The organism is Rhodanobacter sp. FW101-FHT13A11 (assembly GCF_058790335.1).
Genome location: NZ_JBYTCN010000012.1, coordinates 68195 through 84392, shown reverse-complemented (window position 1 = coordinate 84392; position 16198 = coordinate 68195). Strand labels below are relative to the sequence as shown.

The window sequence follows — 16198 nt, the reverse complement described above, 5'->3', positions numbered from 1 at the left end:
TTATTCGGGCTGCCTTTATGTTTTCAGGAACAGCTTCGCATGACGACAGTCAACCAGTTGGTGCGCAAAAACCGCAGCCCCAAGACCTACAAGAGCGGGTCGCCTGCCCTGCAGAGCAGCCCGCAGCGTCGTGGCGTCTGCACGCGCGTTTACACGACCACCCCGAAGAAGCCGAACTCGGCCCTGCGCAAGGTTGCCAAGGTGCGCCTGACCAATGGCTTCGAGGTCATCAGCTATATCGGTGGCGAAGGCCACAACCTGCAGGAGCACTCGGTGGTGCTGATCCGCGGCGGCCGCGTCAAGGATCTGCCCGGTGTGCGTTACCACACGGTGCGCGGCAGCCTCGACTGCGCCGGTGTCACCAAGCGTCGCCAATCGCGCTCGAAGTACGGCGCCAAGCGCCCGAAGAAGTAAAGGACTCGAAACATGTCGCGTAAAGGTTCACATCCCGCCCGTCTGGTCCTGCCGGATCCCAAGCACGGCAGCCAGCTGATCGCCCGCTTCATCAACATGGTGATGAAGAGCGGCAAGAAGTCCGTCGCCGAGAGCATCGTTTACGGTGCGCTGCAGCATATCGGCGAGAAGAACGCCGAGCCGGTAGCCCTGGTGGAGAAGGCGCTCAACAACATCGCTCCGGCGGTCGAGGTGAAGTCCCGTCGTGTCGGCGGCGCCACCTACCAGGTGCCGGTCGAAGTGCGTCCGGGTCGCCGCATGGCGCTGGCAATGCGCTGGGTCATCGATGCCGCCCGCAAGCGTGGCGAGACGTCGATGCCGCGCAAGCTGGCGGCCGAGCTGCTGGAAGCTTCCGAGAGCCGCGGCGGCGCCGCCAAGAAGCGTGAAGAGACGCATCGCATGGCGGAAGCCAACAAGGCCTTCTCGCACTACCGCTGGTAATCGGGTTTTGCCTTGCCGCCCATGTTGGCGGCAAGGGACAAACCGGCGGTGCCTGTGACGTCGCTCATGGCGGCAAAGAAGAACCCGGCACCCATGCCGGACTTTTCATAATAGCGGCAGCCAGGACGGCTGCGTGAATCCAGGGCAGGACCGCCCGGCAAAGGTAAACTCCCATGGCACGCACCACTCCTATCGAGCGCTATCGCAACTTCGGCATCATGGCCCACATCGATGCCGGCAAGACCACGACCACGGAGCGCATCCTGTTCTATACCGGCGTCTCGCACAAGATCGGCGAGGTGCATGACGGTGCGGCCACGATGGACTGGATGGAGCAGGAGCAGGAGCGCGGCATCACCATCACGTCGGCAGCGACGACGGCGTTCTGGAAGGGCATGGATGGCTCGATGGAGCAGCACCGCTTCAACATCATCGATACCCCGGGGCACGTCGACTTCACCATCGAGGTGGAGCGTTCGCTGCGCGTGCTCGATGGCGCCGTGTTCGTGCTGTGCGCGGTCGGCGGCGTGCAGCCGCAGTCCGAGACCGTGTGGCGCCAGGCCAACAAGTACAAGGTGCCGCGCCTGGCCTTCGTCAACAAGATGGACCGCACCGGCGCCAACTTCTACAAAGTCATCGACCAGCTGAAGTCGCGCCTGGGCGCGCATCCGGTGCCGATGCAGGTGCCGATCGGCGCCGAGGACGGTTTCGAGGGCGTGGTCGACCTGCTCAAGATGAAGGCGATCGTCTGGGACATGGAATCCCAGGGCATGAAATTCGAGCTCAAGGACATTCCTGCGAACCTGGCCGACAAGGCTGCGGAAGCACGCGCCTTCATGGTCGAATCCGCCGCCGAGGCCACCGAAGAGTTGATGAACAAGTATCTCGAGGGCGGTGACCTCACCGTGGACGAGATCATCGCCGGTCTGCGCCAGCGCACATTGGCGAACGAGATCATTCCGGTGTTCTGCGGTACCGCGTTCAAGAACAAGGGCGTCCAGGCGATGCTCGACGCGGTGGTGCAGCTGCTGCCGTCGCCAGCCGACCGCCCGCCGGTTGCCGGTGTCGACGAGAACGAGCAGGAGGCCACGCGCAAGGCCGACGACGCTGCGCCGTTCTCCGCGCTTGCGTTCAAGATCATGACCGACCCGTTCGTCGGTTCGCTGACGTTCTTCCGCGTCTACTCGGGCGTGCTCAACGCCGGTGACCAGCTTTACAACCCGGTCAAGTCGAAGAAGGAGCGCATCGGCCGCATCCTGCAGATGCACGCTAACGAGCGTCAGGAGCTGAAGGAAGTCCGCGCGGGCGACATCGCCGCCGCGGTCGGCCTGAAGGACGTGACGACCGGCGACACGCTGTGCGCGCAGGACCACATCATCACCCTGGAGCGGATGACGTTCCCAGAGCCGGTGATCTCGATGGCGGTCGAGCCGAAGACCAAGTCGGACCAGGAGAAGATGGGCATCGCCCTCGGCCGTCTGGCCGCGGAGGATCCGTCCTTCCGCGTGCGCACGGACGAGGAGTCGGGCCAGACCATCATCTCGGGCATGGGCGAACTGCACCTGGACATCATCGTCGACCGCATGCGTCGCGAGTTCAATGTCGAGGCCAACGTCGGCAAGCCGCAGGTGGCCTATCGCGAGACGATCCGCAAGAGCGACGTCAAGTCGGACTACAAGCACGCCAAGCAGTCGGGCGGCAAGGGCCAGTATGGCCACGTCGTGATCGAGCTGTCGCCGATGACGGAAGAGGATCGCAAGAGCCCGGACGTCAAGAACGATTTCCTGTTCATCAACGACATCACCGGTGGCGTGATCCCGAAGGAATTCATCCCGTCGGTCGAGAAGGGCCTGCGCGAGACCATCACCAGCGGTCCGCTGGCCGGCTTCCCGGTGGTCGGTGTCAAGGTAAAACTGGTGTTCGGCTCGTACCACGACGTCGACTCGTCCGAAATGGCGTTCAAGCTGGCTGCCTCGATGGCGTTCAAGGAAGGCTTCAGGAAGGCCGATCCGGTCTTGCTCGAGCCGATCATGAAGGTCGAGGTGGTGACGCCCGAGGAGTACGTCGGCGACGTCATGGGCGACATGAGCCGTCGTCGTGGCCTGCTCCAGGGCCAGGACGACACGCCGTCGGGCAAGACCATCGATGCGATGGTGCCGCTGGGCGAGATGTTCGGCTACGCGACGACGATCCGTTCGCTGACCCAGGGTCGCGCCACCTTCACGATGGAATTCGACCATTACGCCGAGGCGCCGAACAACATCGCCGAGCAGGTCATGAAGAAGGCGTAACTTGTGCGATCTTCCTGATCGCAACGGCAAAGATCAGGAAGCGGCCATCCATGGCCGCACTCTTAAAAGAAGCGGCCATTCGTGGACGTATCATCAAATAAGTTCTCTCAGAGGTTTGAGTCATGGCAAAGGGTAAATTCGAACGCACCAAGCCGCACGTGAACGTCGGCACGATTGGTCACGTGGATCACGGCAAGACGACGCTGACGGCGGCGCTGACGAAGGTCGGTGCGGAGCGTTTTGGCGGCGAGTTCAAGGACTACAGTGCGATCGACGCGGCGCCGGAAGAGAAGGCGCGCGGCATCACGATCTCGACGGCGCACGTGGAATACGAGTCGCCGAAGCGGCATTACGCGCACGTGGACTGCCCGGGCCATGCGGACTACGTGAAGAACATGATCACGGGTGCGGCGCAGATGGACGGCGCGATCCTGGTGTGCTCGGCGGCGGACGGCCCGATGCCGCAGACGCGCGAGCACATCCTGCTGTCGCGCCAGGTGGGCGTGCCGTACATCGTGGTGTTCCTGAACAAGGCGGACATGGTCGATGACGCGGAGCTGCTCGAGCTGGTCGAGATGGAAGTGCGCGAGCTGCTCTCCAAGTACGACTTCCCGGGCGACGACACGCCGATCATCCACGGTTCGGCGCTGAAGGCGCTGGAGGGTGACCAGTCGGAAATCGGCGTGCCGGCGATCATCAAGCTGGTGGATGCGCTGGACAGCTACATTCCGGAGCCGGTGCGGGCGATCGACAAGCCGTTCCTGATGCCGGTGGAAGACGTGTTCTCGATCTCGGGGCGCGGCACGGTGGTGACCGGCCGTATCGAGCGCGGCGTGATCAAGGTGGGCGACGAAATCGAAGTGGTCGGCATCCGCGACACGCAGAAGACCACGGTGACCGGCGTGGAAATGTTCCGCAAGCTGCTGGACCAGGGCCAGGCGGGTGACAACGCGGGCCTGCTGCTGCGTGGCCTGAAGCGTGACGACGTGGAGCGTGGCCAGGTGCTGGCCAAGCCGGGCACGATCACCCCGCACACGGACTTCGAGGCCGAGGTGTACGTGCTGTCGAAGGACGAGGGTGGCCGTCATACGCCGTTCTTCAAGGGTTACCGGCCGCAGTTCTACTTCCGCACGACGGACGTGACGGGTGCGGTGACGCTGCCGGAAGGGGTGGAAATGGTGATGCCGGGCGACAACGTGAAGATGGTGGTGAGCCTGATCCACCCGATCGCGATGGACGAGGGCCTGCGATTCGCGATTCGCGAAGGCGGCCGCACCGTCGGCGCCGGCGTGGTGGCCAAGGTCATCAAGTAAGTGTCGAGCCGCACCGGGTTGCCCTGCGGCAGCCCGGTGCGCAGCCATCGATCCGGGTAATCGCCCCCTGGCGGAGCGCCGCCCGTCGAATCGATGATGGAGCGCTTCACTAAAGGGATATTTGCCGGTATACTTCGCAGCTCACTTGCCGGCTGGGGCTCTGTCCCGGTCGGCTTACCGCGAAATGAGGCACAGGACGTGCTTCGAGTTCGCCGGCCGGGGAACGGCCCTCGCAAGCCAGCGTAATCACGGGGTACGCCCTGTTGACCACGTTGTTTTTGCGTGAATAGCGATTTTCTGCCCAAGCGAGCCCTCCGGTGCTCGCTTGGTCTTTTCGGATTGGGGTCGCGCTGTTCATGGCGGTCGCTGATGTGGTGGCAAAGGGTAGTGCGGGGCGGTGAGAAGCCGCTTCGTTTCACATTACGTTCTTTCGACAACAGGACACGGTTATGGCGAACCAGAAGATTCGGATTCGGCTGAAAGCGTACGATCATCGGCTGATCGACCGCTCGGCCAGCGAGATCGTCGAGACGGCTAAGCGCACGGGTGCCACGGTACTCGGCCCGATCCCGCTCCCGACCAAGATCGAGCGTTACACCATTCTGACGTCGCCGCACGTCGACAAGGATGCACGCGACCAGTACGAGACCCGTACGCACAAGCGCGTGCTCGACATCATCGACCCGAACGACAAAACCGTGGACGCGCTCATGAAGCTTGATCTCGCCGCTGGCGTCGATGTTCAGATCAAGCTCGGTTGAGCGACAGACAGGATACGAAGATGAGTATCGGATTGGTTGGCCGCAAATGCGGCATGAGCCGACTCTTCACTGAAGATGGCCGCTCGATTCCGGTGACGCTGATTGAAGCGACGCCGAACCGCGTGACCCAGTTGAAGACGGACGATAACGATGGCTACAGCGCCGTCCAGGTTTCCGCGGGCAGCAAGCGCGCGAACCTGCTGACGCAGCCGCTGAAGGGCCACTATGCGAAGGCCAAAGTCGAGCCGGGTCGTGGTCTGTGGGAGTTCCGCGTGTCCGCCGAGGATCTCGGCAAGTACGCCGTGGGCGCCGAGATCAAGGCGGACGAGGTGTTCTCCGTCGGCCAGATCGTCGATGTCGCCGGCGTGTCGAAGGGCAAGGGTTTCCAGGGCACGATCAAGCGCTGGAACTTCAAGATGGGTGACGCCACCCACGGCAACTCGCTGTCGCATCGCGCGCCGGGCTCCATCGGCCAGCGCCAGACGCCGGGTCGCGTGTTCCCGGGCAAGAAGATGGCCGGTCACATGGGTGCCGTGCGCCGTTCGGCGCAGGGGCTGGAAGTGGTCAAGGTCGACGCCGAGCGTCACCTGATTGCGGTGAAGGGCGCGGTGCCGGGTGCAACCGGTGGCGATGTCATCATCCGCCCGACGACCAAGGGTTGAGGAGAGTCGCCATGGAATTGAATGTCATTGGCGCCAAGCCGCTCAACGTGTCGGACGAAGTGTTCGGCGGTGAGTACAAGAAGGCCTTGGTCCACCAGGTCGTGGTTGCCTATCAGGCAGCCGGTCGTGCCGGTACCAAGGCGCAGCTGTCGCGCGGCGAGATGTCCGGTACCACCAAGAAATTCAAGAAGCAGAAGGGCGGTGGCGCCCGTCACGGTGACTACCGTGCGCCGATCTTCGTCGGCGGCGGCGTCACGTTCGCCGCCAAGCCGCGCAGCTACGAGCAGAAGGTCAACCGCAAGGCCTATCGCGTCGCGATCCGTTCGATCTTCTCCGAGCTGGTCCGCCAGGGCCGTCTGAAGGTGGTCACGAGCTTCGGCGTCGAGACGCCGAAGACCAAGTCGATGGTGGCCAAGCTGGCCGAGCTGGAAGTTGCCGGCCGCGTGCTGCTGGTGTCGGAGGATGCCTCCGAGGCGGTGTTCCTGGCCGCCCGCAACATCCCGTACATCCACGTGCTGGACGTAATGGGTCTGAACCCGGTCAGCCTGGTCGGTTCCGACCACGTGGTGATGACGGTTGACGCCGTGAAGAAGGTCGAGGAGTGGCTGGCATGAACAACGAACGCATTCTCGACATGCTGCGCGCGCCGCACATCTCGGAGAAATCGGCGCGTCTGGCCGAACACAACCAGTATGTATTCGTGGTCGCCCCGACGGCGACCAAGGCCGATGTCCGCGTTGCCGTGGAGAAGCTGTTCGACGTGAAGGTCGAGCAGGTGAACCTCGTCAACACCAAGGGCAAGGTCAAGTCCTTCCGTTTCCGCGCTGGCAGCCGCCAGGGCAAGCGCAAGGCCTACGTGCGTCTTGCCGATGGCCAGACCATCGACGTGGCCGCCAAGGCCTGAGCCAGGAGTTCTGTGAGATGGCACTAATCAACCACAAGCCGACCTCGCCGGGCCGCCGTGACGCGGTGAGCGTCCGCACGGAAGGCCTGCACAAGGGCGCGCCGTACGCGGCGTTGACCGAGGCGCAGTCCAAGACCGGCGGCCGCAACCACCACGGCCGCATCACCACGCGTCACCGCGGCGGCGGTCACAAGCAGCACTACCGCATCATCGACTTCAAGCGCGACAAGGAAGGCATCGCCGCCCGCGTCGAGCGCATCGAGTACGACCCGAACCGCACCGCGCATATCGCGCTGCTGTGCTACGCCGACGGCGAGCGCCGCTATATCATCGCGCCGAAGGGCGTTCAGGTGGACGATCGCCTCGTGTCCGGTCGCGATGCCCCGATCAAGGCCGGCAACTGCCTGCAGCTGCGCAACATCCCGATGGGCAGCACGATCCACTGCATCGAACTGCGCCCCGGCAAGGGCGCGCAGATCGCCCGCAGCGCCGGTGCCTCGGTGCAGCTGGTTGCCCGCGAGTCGGGTTACGCCACGCTGCGTCTGCGTTCCGGCGAGATGCGCCGCGTCTCGGTCGACTGCCGCGCCACCATCGGCGAAGTGGGCAACGGCGAGCACAGCCTGAAGAAGCTGGGCAAGGCTGGTGCCAAGCGCTGGGTGGGTATTCGCCCGACCGTCCGCGGCGTGGTGATGAACCCGGTCGATCACCCGCACGGCGGTGGCGAAGGCAAGACCTCCGGCGGTCGTCATCCGGTCAGCCCGTGGGGCACGCCGGCCAAGGGTTACAAGACCCGCAACAACAAGCGCACGCAGCAGTTCATCGTGCGTCGTCGTACCAAGTAACGGGAAGCCGACATGCCGCGTTCTCTGAAGAAAGGTCCGTTCGTCGACCTTCACCTCGTAAAGAAGGTGGAAGCTGCGGTTTCCGCCCACAACAAGCGCCCGATCAAGACCTGGTCGCGCCGCTCGATGATCCTGCCGGAAATGGTCGGCTTGACCATCGCCATCCACAACGGCCGTCAGCACGTACCCGTCCTGATCAACGAGAACATGGTCGGGCACAAGCTCGGCGAGTTCGCGGTGACTCGTACGTTCAAGGGCCATGTCGGCGACAAGAAGGGCAAGTGATGAGCACTGAAGCCAAAGCGATCCTGCGCGGCGCCCGCATTTCGGCGCAAAAGGCACGCCTGGTGGCCGATCTCGTCCGCGGACTTCCCGTGGGCCGGGCCAGCGACGTGCTCACCTACACGAACAAGAAGGCCGCACACCTCGTCCGCAAGGTGCTGCTGTCGGCCGTCGCCAACGCCGAGAACAACCTCGGCGCGGATGTCGACGAGCTGAAGGTCTCCAGCATCTTCGTCGACGAAGGTCCGGCGATGAAGCGCATGTATGCCCGCGCCAAAGGCCGCGGTTCGCGCATTCTCAAGCGCACCAGCCACATCACTGTGGTTGTTGGCAACTGACCGGGGACATAGACGATGGGTCACAAAGTTCATCCCACCGGTATCCGCCTCGGCATTGCCAAGGACTGGAACTCGAAGTGGTACGCAAACAAGGGCGACTACGCCAAGTATCTCGTGGCCGACATCAAGGTCCGCGACATGCTGAAGAAGAAGCTGGCGGCCGCCGGCATCTCGAAGATCCAGATTGAGCGCCCGGCCAAGACCGCGCGCGTGACGATCCACACCGCCCGTCCGGGCGTGGTGATCGGCAAGAAGGGCGAGGATATCGAGAAGCTGCGCAAGGAAGTCAGCGACATGATGGGCGTTCCGACGCACATCAACGTCAGCGAGGTGCGCAAGCCGGAGCTGGACGCGCAGCTGGTGGCCGAGTCGATCGCGCAGCAGCTTGAGCGCCGCATCATGTTCCGCCGCGCGATGAAGCGCTCGGTCGGCAACGCGATGCGCCTGGGTGCGCTGGGCATCAAGATCAACGTGTCCGGCCGTCTGAACGGCGCCGAGATCGCCCGTTCCGAGTGGGCCCGCGAAGGTCGCGTGCCGCTGCACACGCTGCGTGCCGACATCGACTACGGCTTCGCCGAGGCGAGCACTACCTACGGCATCATCGGCATCAAGGTGTGGGTCAACAAGGGCGAGATCTTCGACCTTTCCCAGATCGGCCAGGAGTCGAAGGACGAGTCGCAGCCGCGCCGCGAAGGTGGCGAAGGTCGTCGTAACGATTCGCGTCGCGAGGCCGGTGACGGCCGCCGCGAGCGGTCGGCGAAGTAAGGAGAGTTGCCATGTTGCAACCCAAGCGAACCAAATACCGCAAGCAGTTCAAGGGCCGTAACGACGGGCTGGCGCAGTGCGCCAATCTGGTCAGCTTCGGTGAGTACGGCCTGAAGGCGACCACCCATGGCGCGCTCACTGCGCGCCAGATCGAGGCAGCCCGTCGTTGCATCACCCGCTTCGTCAAGCGAGGCGGCAAGCTGTGGATCCGCGTGTTCCCGGACAAGCCGATCACCAAGAAGCCGATCGAAGTCCGCATGGGCGCGGGCAAGGGCGGCGTCGAATTCTGGGTCGCTCCGATCCAGCCCGGCCGCATGCTCTATGAAATCGAGGGCGTCGACGAGCCGACGGCGCGCGAGGCATTCCGCCTGGCCGCTGCCAAGCTCTCGGTGCAGACCCAGTTCGTGACCCGGGCGGTGATGTGATGGCCAGCAAAGATATCAACAACCAGTCGGCCGAAGAGCTGCAGCAGCACCTGCTGGACCTGCGCAAGGAGCAGTTCAACCTGCGTATGCAAAAAGGTTCCGGCCAGCTCACCCAGCCGCACCAGCTCCGCCGCGTTCGGCGTGACATCGCCCGCACGAAGTTCGTGCTCGGCGGCAAGAAGTAAGGGACGGCCGACATGAGCGACAACCAGAACCAAGACAAGAAGCAGGCGCGCACCCTCGAGGGCCGCGTCACCAGCAACAAGATGGACAAGACGGTCACCGTCCTGGTCGAGCGCCAGGAGCAGCATTGGCTGCTCGGCAAGACCATCCGCCGGTCGACCAAGCTGCATGCGCAGGACGACCTGGGTGCGAACGAGGGTGACCTCGTGCGCATCGCGGAGTGCCGTCCGTTGTCCAAGACCAAACATCACCGCGTGGTCGAGATCATCACGCGCGCCAACGGCTAAGGGAGGCATGCAGACATGATCCAGATGCAAAGCACGCTTTCCGCGGCGGACAACAGCGGCGCGAAGGAACTGATGTGCATCAAGGTACTCGGCGGTTCCAAGCGCCGGTATGCCGCGATCGGTGACGTCATCAAGGTCACCGTGAAGGATGCGATTCCCCGCGGCAAGGTGAAGAAGGGCGAGGTGTACAACGCCGTGGTGGTGCGTACCGCCAAGGGCGTGCGCCGTCCCGATGGCTCGCTGATCCGTTTCGACGGCAACGCAGCGGTCCTCCTCAACAACAAGCTCGAGCCGATCGGCACCCGTATTTTCGGGCCGGTTACCCGCGAGCTGCGCAGCGAGAAGTTCATGAAGATCGTCTCGCTTGCGCCCGAAGTGCTCTGAGCGGAGTCAAGACAATGAACCGTATCCGCAAGGGTGATCAAATCCTGGTGATCACCGGCAAGAACAAGGGTCAGCGCGGCGACGTGCTGCGCGTTGATGGCGACCGCGTGTTCGTCTCCAACGTGAATCTGGTCAAGCGCCACACCAAGCCGAACCCCCAGGCCAACCAGGCTGGCGGCATCGTCGAGCGCGAAGCCTCGATCCATCTCTCCAACGTGCAGCTGTTCAACCCCGCCACGAACAAGGGTGAACGCGTCGGCACCAAAACGCTCGCTGATGGGCGCAAGGTCCGCGTGTTCCGTTCGACTGGCGAGGTCGTGGACGCGTAAGGAATCACGATCATGACCCGCCTTGAAAATTTCTACAAAGAGCAGGTAGTGCCGAAGCTCACCGAGCAGTTCGGCTACCAGAACGTGATGCAGGTTCCCCGCATCACCAAGATCACGCTGAATATGGGCGTGGGCGAAGCCGCGGGCAACAAGAAGGTGCTCGAGAACGCCGTGGCCGACATGGCCAAGATCTCCGGCCAGAAGCCGATCACGACCAAGGCGCGCGTCTCCGTGGCCTCGTTCAAGATCCGCGACGGCTGGCCGATCGGCTGCAAGGTCACCCTGCGCCGCGCGCAGATGTTCGAGTTCCTCGACCGCCTGATCAACATCTCGCTGCCGCGCGTGCGCGACTTCCGCGGTGTCTCGGGCAAGGCCTTCGACGGCCGTGGCAACTACAACTTCGGCATCAAGGAACAGATCATCTTCCCTGAGATCGACTTCGACCAGGTCGATGCGCTGCGTGGCATGGATATCTCCATCACCACCACCGCCAAGACCGACGAAGAAGCGAAGGCCCTGCTGGCCGCGTTCAGCTTCCCGTTCCGGAATTGAGATAAACCTATGGCAAAGACCTCGATGGTCAACCGCGACATCAAGCGGACCAAGCTCGCCCAGAAGTTCGCCGCCAAGCGCGCCGAGCTGAAGGCGATCGTGCTGAGCCCCGGCGCCTCCTACGAGGAGAAGATGGCGGCCCAGTCCAAGCTGCAGAAGCTGCCGCGCGATGCCAGCCCGGTGCGCCAGCGCACCCGTTGTGCGTTGACCGGTCGCCCGCGTGCCGTCTACTCGAAGTTCGGCCTCGGCCGCAACAAGCTGCGTGAAGCGACCATGCGCGGCGACGTGCCTGGCCTGCGCAAGGCCAGCTGGTAATACTGTTTGCAGAACCGGCCGGCGGGGCGATGCCTCGCCGCCGATTCATCCCGGTCGCGTCGGTACGCGGCCGGCTGGTGCGGTTATCGCATCGCTATTCGCCAAAGCCTGAAAATGCTGTTATAGTCGGCGGTCTGCGCAAGGCAGGCCGGCGTCCATGCCGGCTCACAATCTGATTGATTTCCGGTTTTATCGGATATCGGTGCACTCTGAAGGATGTTTTCATGAGCATGACTGATCCCATCGCCGATCTGTTCACGCGCGTCCGCAATGCCCAGGCCATGGGCAAGCCGATCGTGCGTATGCCGTCGTCGAAACTGAAGTTGGCGATCGCCAACCTTCTCAAGAACGAGGGCTACATCCTCGACGCCAAGACTTCCGCCGAGGAAGGCAAGCCGGTGCTCGAGATCAAGCTCAAGTATTTCGAGGGCCAGCCGGCCATCGAGCGCATTTCCCGTGTCAGCCGTTCCGGCCTGCGTGTGTATCGCGGCAAGGATGAGCTGCCGAAGGTCCTCGGCGGCCTGGGTATCTCGATCATCTCGACTTCCGCTGGTCTGTTGACCGATGCGCAGGCCCGTGCCAAGGGTCTGGGCGGCGAAGTCATCGGCCAAGTGGCATAAGGAGTCTTTCGATGTCACGTGTTGCCAAACAACCCATTTCCCTGCCCAAGGGCGTCGAGATGACCGTCGGCGCCGACAGCATCTCCGTGAAGGGCCCGAAGGGCACGCTGTCCGTGCACCAGTTGCCGGGCGTCACCATCGCCGTGGACAACGGCGTGGCGCACATCAGCCTCGCCGAGGGCGCCGATGACATGTTCGGCGGTACTGCCCGCGCACTGCTGTCCAACATGGTCACTGGCGTCTTCACCGGCTACGAGCGCAAGCTCGAGCTGGTCGGCGTCGGCTACCGCGCCTCCATGCAAGGCAAGTCGCTGAACCTGAGCCTGGGCTTTTCCCACCCGGTAGTGTTCGATGCGCCGGAAGGCATCAGCATCGAAACCCCGTCGCAGACCGAAATCCTGATCAAGGGTACGGACAAGCAGGCGGTAGGCCAGGTGGCGGCCAAGGTCCGCGGCTTCCGTCCGCCGGAGCCCTACAAGGGCAAGGGCGTCCGCTATGCCGGTGAGAAGATCACGCTGAAGGAAGCCAAGAAGGCGTAATGCGGGTCCCTCCGCGAAAGACTGGCCATCCATGGCCAGACTCTTCAAAAGAGCCCCAAATACAAGCCGATCCGCTTTCGAGGAACTAACGATGAACAAGAACGAAAACCGCCTGCGTCGCGCCAAGTCCACGCGCGCCCATATCCGCAAGCTGGCCGTGGCCCGCCTGTCGGTGCATCGCACCGGGCAGCACATCTATGCGCAGGTGTTCGACGCCTCCGGCAAGAACGTGGTGGCGGCTGCCTCCACCGTGCAGAAGTCGGTGGCCGAGGGCCTGAAGGGTACCAAGAACCTGGCCGCCGCCGCCGCCGTGGGCAAGGCCGTCGCCGAACGTGCGAAGGCCGCGGGCATCGAGTCGGTCGCGTTCGACCGCTCCGGTTTCCGCTATCACGGTCGCATCAAGGCGCTGGCCGATGCGGCGCGCGAGGCCGGCCTGCAGTTCTAAGCAACATCCGGATCAGGGTGTGCCTCTGATCCATGGCGTCACCTACAACTCCAAGCGGCCCAGCCGCAAGCAAAGTCCCGGTTTGCCGGGCACATGGAAAAGAACATGTCTTCTACCGATCGCGAAAATTCCGACGGCCTGCTGGAAAAGTTGATTGCCGTCAACCGAGTGGCCAAAACCGTCAAGGGTGGCCGCCAGATGAGCTTCACCGCGCTGACCGTGGTCGGTGACGGCGAGGGCAAGGTCGGCTTTGGCTATGGCAAGGCGCGCGAAGTGCCGGTTGCCATCTCCAAGGCGATGGAGCGTGCCCGCCGCCAGATGGTGAACATCGAGTTGAACAACGGCACCCTGTGGTACGCCGTGAAGGCGAACCATGGTGCGGCCCGCGTCTACATGCAGCCGGCTTCCGAAGGTACCGGCGTGATCGCCGGCGGCGCCATGCGTGCCGTGCTGGAAGTGGTCGGCGTGAAGAACGTGCTGGCCAAGGCCGTCGGTTCGCGCAACCCGATCAACCTGGTGCGCGCCACCATCAAGGGCCTGCAGGCGGTTGCCTCGCCCAAGAAGATCGCCGCCAAGCGTGGCAAGACCCTGGAAGAGGTGCTCGGCAATGGCTAAGTCTCAACAAACCGCCGACAAGACCGTGCGCGTGCGCCTGGTCAAGGGCCTGCGTGGCGTGCAGGCGCGCCACCGCCTGAGCGTGAAGGCGCTGGGTCTGGGCAAGATCAACGACGTCCGCGAACTGAAGGACAGCCCGCAGGTGCGTGGCCTGATCAACACGGTCTACTACCTGGTCCGGGTCGAGGAGTAATCATCATGCGTTTGAATGACATCAAGCCGGCCGCCGGTTCGCACAAGACGCGCCTGCGCGTCGGCCGCGGCATCGGCTCGGGCCTGGGCAAGACCGCCGGCCGCGGTCACAAGGGCCAGCACGCCCGTGCGGGCGGCACCCACAAGTACGGCTTCGAGGGCGGCCAGATGCCGCTGCAGCGCCGGTTGCCGAAGGTCGGCTTCCGCTCGAAGATGCAGGCTGAGAGTCAGGAGGTGTTCCTGTACCAGTTGGCCGGCCTCAAGGTCGACGTGATCGATGTCGTGGCGCTGCATCAGGCTGGCCTGATCAACAGCCGCGCAAAGAAGGTCAAGGTGGTGCTCAAGGGTGAAATCGGCCGCGCGGTGAAGTTGTCCGGCCTGCTGGCTACCGCCGGCGCCAAGGCAGCCATCGAAGCTGCCGGCGGCAGCGTGGAGTAATCAGGTGGCAGCAGCCAAGGGCAACGCACTCGGCAAGCTCGGCAAGCTGACGGAGCTTCGCCAGCGCATCTTCTTCGTGATCGGTGCGCTGGTGGTGTTCCGCCTCGGTTCGTTCATTCCGGTTCCGGGCGTCAATCCGGAGGCGATGACCAACCTGGTCAACGGCAATGGCCTGATGGACATGTTCAACATGTTCTCGGGCGGCGCGCTGGAGCGTTTCTCGGTGTTCGCGCTTGGCGTGATCCCGTACATCTCGGCGTCGATCGTGTTCCAGATGATGGGTGCGGTGGTGCCCAGCCTGCAGAGCCTGCGCAAGGAAGGCGAGGCCGGCAAGCGCAAGATGACGATGTATACGCGCTACGCCACGGTAGCCTTGGCGGCGTTCCAGTCGTTCGGCATCGCGGTGGCGCTGCAGGGGCAGGTCGCTGCCGGCGGGGCGCCGGTGGTCTACACGCCGGGATTCGCCTTCATCTTCTCCTCGGTGGTGGGGCTTACCGCCGGCACGATGTTCCTGATGTGGCTGGGCGAGCAGATGACGGAGCGCGGTATCGGCAACGGCATCTCGTTGCTGATCTTCGCCGGCATCGTGGCCGGCCTGCCCGGTGCAGTGGTGCACACCCTGGGCATGGCCAGCAACGGCGAGCTGTCGCTGCTCAAGCTGCTGATGGTGTTCGCCCTGGCGCTGGGCGTGACCGGGTTCGTGGTGTTCATGGAGCGCGCCCAGCGGCGCATCACCGTGAACTATGCGCGGCGTTCGGGTGGCCAGAAGGCCTACATGAACCAGAGTTCGAACCTGCCGCTGAAGATCAACATGTCGGGCGTGATCCCGCCGATCTTCGCCTCGAGCCTGCTGATGTTCCCGGCGACCGCGGTGAGCTGGTTCAGCACCGGCCAGCAGGCGCGCTGGCTGCAGGATCTGACGCAGGCGCTGAGCCCGGGCAACCCGCTGTACGAAATCGTCTTCTCGGTGCTGGTGATCGGCTTTGCGTTCTTCTATACGGCGATCGTGTTCAATGCCGACGAGACCGCCGACAACCTCAAGCGGTCGGGCGCGTTGATTCCGGGCATCCGTCCGGGCAAGGCCACGGCCGGTTACATCGACGCGGTGATGACGCGCCTGACCGGCGTCGGCGCGCTGTATCTGGTGATGGTGTGTCTGGTGCCCTCGTTCATGCAGAGCGCCTGGCACGTACCGTTCTATTTCGGCGGCACGTCGCTACTGATCGTGGTGGTGGTGGTGATGGATTTCACGGCTCAGGTGCAGGCGCACCTGGTCAGTCACCAGTACGAAAGTCTGCTCAAGAAGGCCAATCTCCGCCGCAACTAGTGGCTGCTGGGGCGAGCGGAGTGGGTCGAAGTCGGAAGCTGGCGGCGCCTCGGTGCCGCAGGGCTTTCCAGTCAGGGTAATTCAGGTTAGAATTGCGCGTTTACCGCGCAAGAAACGCATCGGAGAAAGTACATCATGGCGCGCATCGCGGGTGTCAATTTGCCGGTCCAGAAGCATGTCTGGGTTGGTTTGCAGAGCATTTACGGTATCGGCCGCAGCCGGGCCAAGAAGGTCTGCGTGGATGCTGGCGTGGTTCCCACCACCCAGATCAAGTCCCTCAGTGAAGGCGAGGTGGAGAAGATCCGCCACGAAATCGCCAAATACACAGTCGAAGGCGATCTGCGTCGCGAGGTGGGCATGGCCATCAAGCGCCTGATGGACCTGGGCTGCTACCGCGGCCTGCGCCATCGTCGCGGCCTGCCGGTGCGCGGCCAGCGCACGCGTACCAACGCACGCACCCGCAAGGGTCCGCGTCGCGCCATCAAGAAGTAAGTA

General features: G+C 63.7%; 27 protein-coding genes. All 27 read left to right on the top strand.

Annotated features, from left to right (window positions below):
- The first annotated feature begins 39 nt into the window (after nucleotides 1-39).
- The 27 genes from rpsL (at nucleotide 40) to rpsM (ending at nucleotide 16195) form a co-directional block, all read left to right on the top strand.
- A complete protein-coding gene (gene rpsL / locus AC3WRN_RS13795) occupies nucleotides 40-414 on the top strand; it encodes a 30S ribosomal protein S12 (RefSeq protein ID WP_007083021.1) in 375 nt (124 codons plus the stop codon).
- Nucleotides 415-426: 12 nt separating this feature from the next.
- Entirely contained in the window at nucleotides 427-894 is a 468-nt protein-coding gene (gene rpsG / locus AC3WRN_RS13790; RefSeq protein ID WP_007514548.1) for a 30S ribosomal protein S7, read from the top strand.
- A gap of 173 nt (nucleotides 895-1067) precedes the next feature.
- Complete coding sequence (gene fusA, locus AC3WRN_RS13785) at nucleotides 1068-3185, top strand: elongation factor G (RefSeq protein ID WP_068095077.1); 2118 nt, start codon at nucleotides 1068-1070, stop codon at nucleotides 3183-3185.
- 122 nt (nucleotides 3186-3307) lie between these two features.
- On the top strand, nucleotides 3308-4498 hold the full coding sequence (tuf, locus tag AC3WRN_RS13780; RefSeq protein ID WP_235642569.1) for an elongation factor Tu: 1191 nt from the start codon (nucleotides 3308-3310) through the stop codon (nucleotides 4496-4498).
- A gap of 449 nt (nucleotides 4499-4947) precedes the next feature.
- A complete protein-coding gene (gene rpsJ, locus AC3WRN_RS13775) occupies nucleotides 4948-5259 on the top strand; it encodes a 30S ribosomal protein S10 (RefSeq protein ID WP_068095401.1) in 312 nt (103 codons plus the stop codon).
- A gap of 20 nt (nucleotides 5260-5279) precedes the next feature.
- Nucleotides 5280-5921 (top strand): 50S ribosomal protein L3, encoded by a 642-nt coding sequence (gene rplC, locus AC3WRN_RS13770; RefSeq protein ID WP_068095400.1) that lies wholly within the window; start codon nucleotides 5280-5282, stop codon nucleotides 5919-5921.
- Nucleotides 5922-5932: 11 nt separating this feature from the next.
- Nucleotides 5933-6535, top strand: coding sequence for a 50S ribosomal protein L4 (gene rplD, locus AC3WRN_RS13765; protein WP_068095398.1), 603 nt, complete (start codon nucleotides 5933-5935; stop codon nucleotides 6533-6535).
- Nucleotides 6532-6825 carry a 50S ribosomal protein L23 gene (gene rplW, locus AC3WRN_RS13760; protein ID WP_068095396.1) on the top strand — a complete coding sequence of 98 codons (294 nt, stop codon included), beginning with the start codon at nucleotides 6532-6534 and terminating at the stop codon, nucleotides 6823-6825. Before rplD ends, rplW begins: the two co-directional genes overlap by 4 nt.
- 17 nt (nucleotides 6826-6842) lie before the next feature.
- Nucleotides 6843-7667 (top strand): 50S ribosomal protein L2, encoded by an 825-nt coding sequence (rplB, locus tag AC3WRN_RS13755; RefSeq protein WP_068095394.1) that lies wholly within the window; start codon nucleotides 6843-6845, stop codon nucleotides 7665-7667.
- A gap of 12 nt (nucleotides 7668-7679) precedes the next feature.
- On the top strand, nucleotides 7680-7952 hold the full coding sequence (gene rpsS / locus AC3WRN_RS13750; RefSeq protein WP_056386835.1) for a 30S ribosomal protein S19: 273 nt from the start codon (nucleotides 7680-7682) through the stop codon (nucleotides 7950-7952).
- On the top strand, nucleotides 7952-8287 hold the full coding sequence (gene rplV / locus AC3WRN_RS13745; RefSeq protein ID WP_007082179.1) for a 50S ribosomal protein L22: 336 nt from the start codon (nucleotides 7952-7954) through the stop codon (nucleotides 8285-8287). Before rpsS ends, rplV begins: the two co-directional genes overlap by 1 nt.
- Nucleotides 8288-8302: 15 nt before the next feature.
- Nucleotides 8303-9052 carry a 30S ribosomal protein S3 gene (gene rpsC / locus AC3WRN_RS13740; protein WP_068095392.1) on the top strand — a complete coding sequence of 250 codons (750 nt, stop codon included), beginning with the start codon at nucleotides 8303-8305 and terminating at the stop codon, nucleotides 9050-9052.
- An 11-nt stretch (nucleotides 9053-9063) separates the two neighbouring features.
- Nucleotides 9064-9477, top strand: a complete 414-nt coding sequence (gene rplP, locus AC3WRN_RS13735) for a 50S ribosomal protein L16 (RefSeq protein ID WP_068095390.1) — start codon at nucleotides 9064-9066, stop codon at nucleotides 9475-9477.
- Complete coding sequence (gene rpmC / locus AC3WRN_RS13730) at nucleotides 9477-9662, top strand: 50S ribosomal protein L29 (RefSeq protein WP_007513354.1); 186 nt, start codon at nucleotides 9477-9479, stop codon at nucleotides 9660-9662. Before rplP ends, rpmC begins: the two co-directional genes overlap by 1 nt.
- A 12-nt stretch (nucleotides 9663-9674) precedes the next feature.
- Complete coding sequence (rpsQ, locus tag AC3WRN_RS13725) at nucleotides 9675-9947, top strand: 30S ribosomal protein S17 (RefSeq protein WP_068095388.1); 273 nt, start codon at nucleotides 9675-9677, stop codon at nucleotides 9945-9947.
- A gap of 15 nt (nucleotides 9948-9962) precedes the next feature.
- Nucleotides 9963-10331, top strand: coding sequence for a 50S ribosomal protein L14 (gene rplN / locus AC3WRN_RS13720; protein ID WP_007513359.1), 369 nt, complete (start codon nucleotides 9963-9965; stop codon nucleotides 10329-10331).
- Nucleotides 10332-10345: 14 nt separating this feature from the next.
- Nucleotides 10346-10660: a 50S ribosomal protein L24 gene (gene rplX, locus AC3WRN_RS13715; protein WP_492623385.1), complete on the top strand. Its 315-nt coding sequence runs from the start codon at nucleotides 10346-10348 to the stop codon at nucleotides 10658-10660.
- Between the two features lie 9 nt (nucleotides 10661-10669).
- Entirely contained in the window at nucleotides 10670-11212 is a 543-nt protein-coding gene (gene rplE / locus AC3WRN_RS13710) for a 50S ribosomal protein L5 (RefSeq protein ID WP_174315863.1), read from the top strand.
- A 9-nt stretch (nucleotides 11213-11221) separates the two neighbouring features.
- Entirely contained in the window at nucleotides 11222-11527 is a 306-nt protein-coding gene (gene rpsN, locus AC3WRN_RS13705) for a 30S ribosomal protein S14 (RefSeq protein WP_068095383.1), read from the top strand.
- Between the two features lie 224 nt (nucleotides 11528-11751).
- Nucleotides 11752-12147, top strand: a complete 396-nt coding sequence (gene rpsH / locus AC3WRN_RS13700) for a 30S ribosomal protein S8 (RefSeq protein ID WP_068095381.1) — start codon at nucleotides 11752-11754, stop codon at nucleotides 12145-12147.
- Nucleotides 12148-12158: 11 nt separating this feature from the next.
- Entirely contained in the window at nucleotides 12159-12686 is a 528-nt protein-coding gene (gene rplF, locus AC3WRN_RS13695) for a 50S ribosomal protein L6 (protein WP_068095378.1), read from the top strand.
- A gap of 91 nt (nucleotides 12687-12777) precedes the next feature.
- Complete coding sequence (gene rplR / locus AC3WRN_RS13690) at nucleotides 12778-13131, top strand: 50S ribosomal protein L18 (RefSeq protein WP_027493642.1); 354 nt, start codon at nucleotides 12778-12780, stop codon at nucleotides 13129-13131.
- Between the two features lie 105 nt (nucleotides 13132-13236).
- Nucleotides 13237-13746 (top strand): 30S ribosomal protein S5, encoded by a 510-nt coding sequence (rpsE, locus tag AC3WRN_RS13685; RefSeq protein WP_056387080.1) that lies wholly within the window; start codon nucleotides 13237-13239, stop codon nucleotides 13744-13746.
- On the top strand, nucleotides 13739-13939 hold the full coding sequence (gene rpmD / locus AC3WRN_RS13680) for a 50S ribosomal protein L30 (protein ID WP_068095376.1): 201 nt from the start codon (nucleotides 13739-13741) through the stop codon (nucleotides 13937-13939). Before rpsE ends, rpmD begins: the two co-directional genes overlap by 8 nt.
- Nucleotides 13939-14376, top strand: coding sequence for a 50S ribosomal protein L15 (rplO, locus tag AC3WRN_RS13675; protein ID WP_201028761.1), 438 nt, complete (start codon nucleotides 13939-13941; stop codon nucleotides 14374-14376). The genes rpmD and rplO overlap by 1 nt, the downstream gene beginning before the upstream one ends.
- A 4-nt stretch (nucleotides 14377-14380) precedes the next feature.
- Nucleotides 14381-15703 carry a preprotein translocase subunit SecY gene (gene secY / locus AC3WRN_RS13670; protein ID WP_068095372.1) on the top strand — a complete coding sequence of 441 codons (1323 nt, stop codon included), beginning with the start codon at nucleotides 14381-14383 and terminating at the stop codon, nucleotides 15701-15703.
- Between the two features lie 135 nt (nucleotides 15704-15838).
- Entirely contained in the window at nucleotides 15839-16195 is a 357-nt protein-coding gene (gene rpsM, locus AC3WRN_RS13665; RefSeq protein ID WP_056386816.1) for a 30S ribosomal protein S13, read from the top strand.
- Nucleotides 16196-16198 lie beyond the last annotated feature (3 nt).

Coding starts and splice junctions, on each gene's coding strand:
- rpsG (WP_007514548.1), top strand. CDS start 427: ATGTCGCGTAAAGGTTCACATCCCGCCCGTCTGGTCCTGCCGGATCCC.
- rplR (WP_027493642.1), top strand. CDS start 12,778: ATGAACAAGAACGAAAACCGCCTGCGTCGCGCCAAGTCCACGCGCGCC.
- rpsE (WP_056387080.1), top strand. CDS start 13,237: ATGTCTTCTACCGATCGCGAAAATTCCGACGGCCTGCTGGAAAAGTTG.
- rplV (WP_007082179.1), top strand. CDS start 7,952: ATGAGCACTGAAGCCAAAGCGATCCTGCGCGGCGCCCGCATTTCGGCG.
- rplB (WP_068095394.1), top strand. CDS start 6,843: ATGGCACTAATCAACCACAAGCCGACCTCGCCGGGCCGCCGTGACGCG.
- rplF (WP_068095378.1), top strand. CDS start 12,159: ATGTCACGTGTTGCCAAACAACCCATTTCCCTGCCCAAGGGCGTCGAG.
- rplC (WP_068095400.1), top strand. CDS start 5,280: ATGAGTATCGGATTGGTTGGCCGCAAATGCGGCATGAGCCGACTCTTC.
- rplN (WP_007513359.1), top strand. CDS start 9,963: ATGATCCAGATGCAAAGCACGCTTTCCGCGGCGGACAACAGCGGCGCG.
- rpmC (WP_007513354.1), top strand. CDS start 9,477: ATGGCCAGCAAAGATATCAACAACCAGTCGGCCGAAGAGCTGCAGCAG.
- rplP (WP_068095390.1), top strand. CDS start 9,064: ATGTTGCAACCCAAGCGAACCAAATACCGCAAGCAGTTCAAGGGCCGT.
- rplX (WP_492623385.1), top strand. CDS start 10,346: ATGAACCGTATCCGCAAGGGTGATCAAATCCTGGTGATCACCGGCAAG.
- rpsH (WP_068095381.1), top strand. CDS start 11,752: ATGAGCATGACTGATCCCATCGCCGATCTGTTCACGCGCGTCCGCAAT.
- rplW (WP_068095396.1), top strand. CDS start 6,532: ATGAACAACGAACGCATTCTCGACATGCTGCGCGCGCCGCACATCTCG.
- fusA (WP_068095077.1), top strand. CDS start 1,068: ATGGCACGCACCACTCCTATCGAGCGCTATCGCAACTTCGGCATCATG.
- rpmD (WP_068095376.1), top strand. CDS start 13,739: ATGGCTAAGTCTCAACAAACCGCCGACAAGACCGTGCGCGTGCGCCTG.
- rpsJ (WP_068095401.1), top strand. CDS start 4,948: ATGGCGAACCAGAAGATTCGGATTCGGCTGAAAGCGTACGATCATCGG.
- rpsQ (WP_068095388.1), top strand. CDS start 9,675: ATGAGCGACAACCAGAACCAAGACAAGAAGCAGGCGCGCACCCTCGAG.
- rpsC (WP_068095392.1), top strand. CDS start 8,303: ATGGGTCACAAAGTTCATCCCACCGGTATCCGCCTCGGCATTGCCAAG.
- rpsN (WP_068095383.1), top strand. CDS start 11,222: ATGGCAAAGACCTCGATGGTCAACCGCGACATCAAGCGGACCAAGCTC.
- rplD (WP_068095398.1), top strand. CDS start 5,933: ATGGAATTGAATGTCATTGGCGCCAAGCCGCTCAACGTGTCGGACGAA.
- tuf (WP_235642569.1), top strand. CDS start 3,308: ATGGCAAAGGGTAAATTCGAACGCACCAAGCCGCACGTGAACGTCGGC.
- rpsL (WP_007083021.1), top strand. CDS start 40: ATGACGACAGTCAACCAGTTGGTGCGCAAAAACCGCAGCCCCAAGACC.
- rpsS (WP_056386835.1), top strand. CDS start 7,680: ATGCCGCGTTCTCTGAAGAAAGGTCCGTTCGTCGACCTTCACCTCGTA.
- rpsM (WP_056386816.1), top strand. CDS start 15,839: ATGGCGCGCATCGCGGGTGTCAATTTGCCGGTCCAGAAGCATGTCTGG.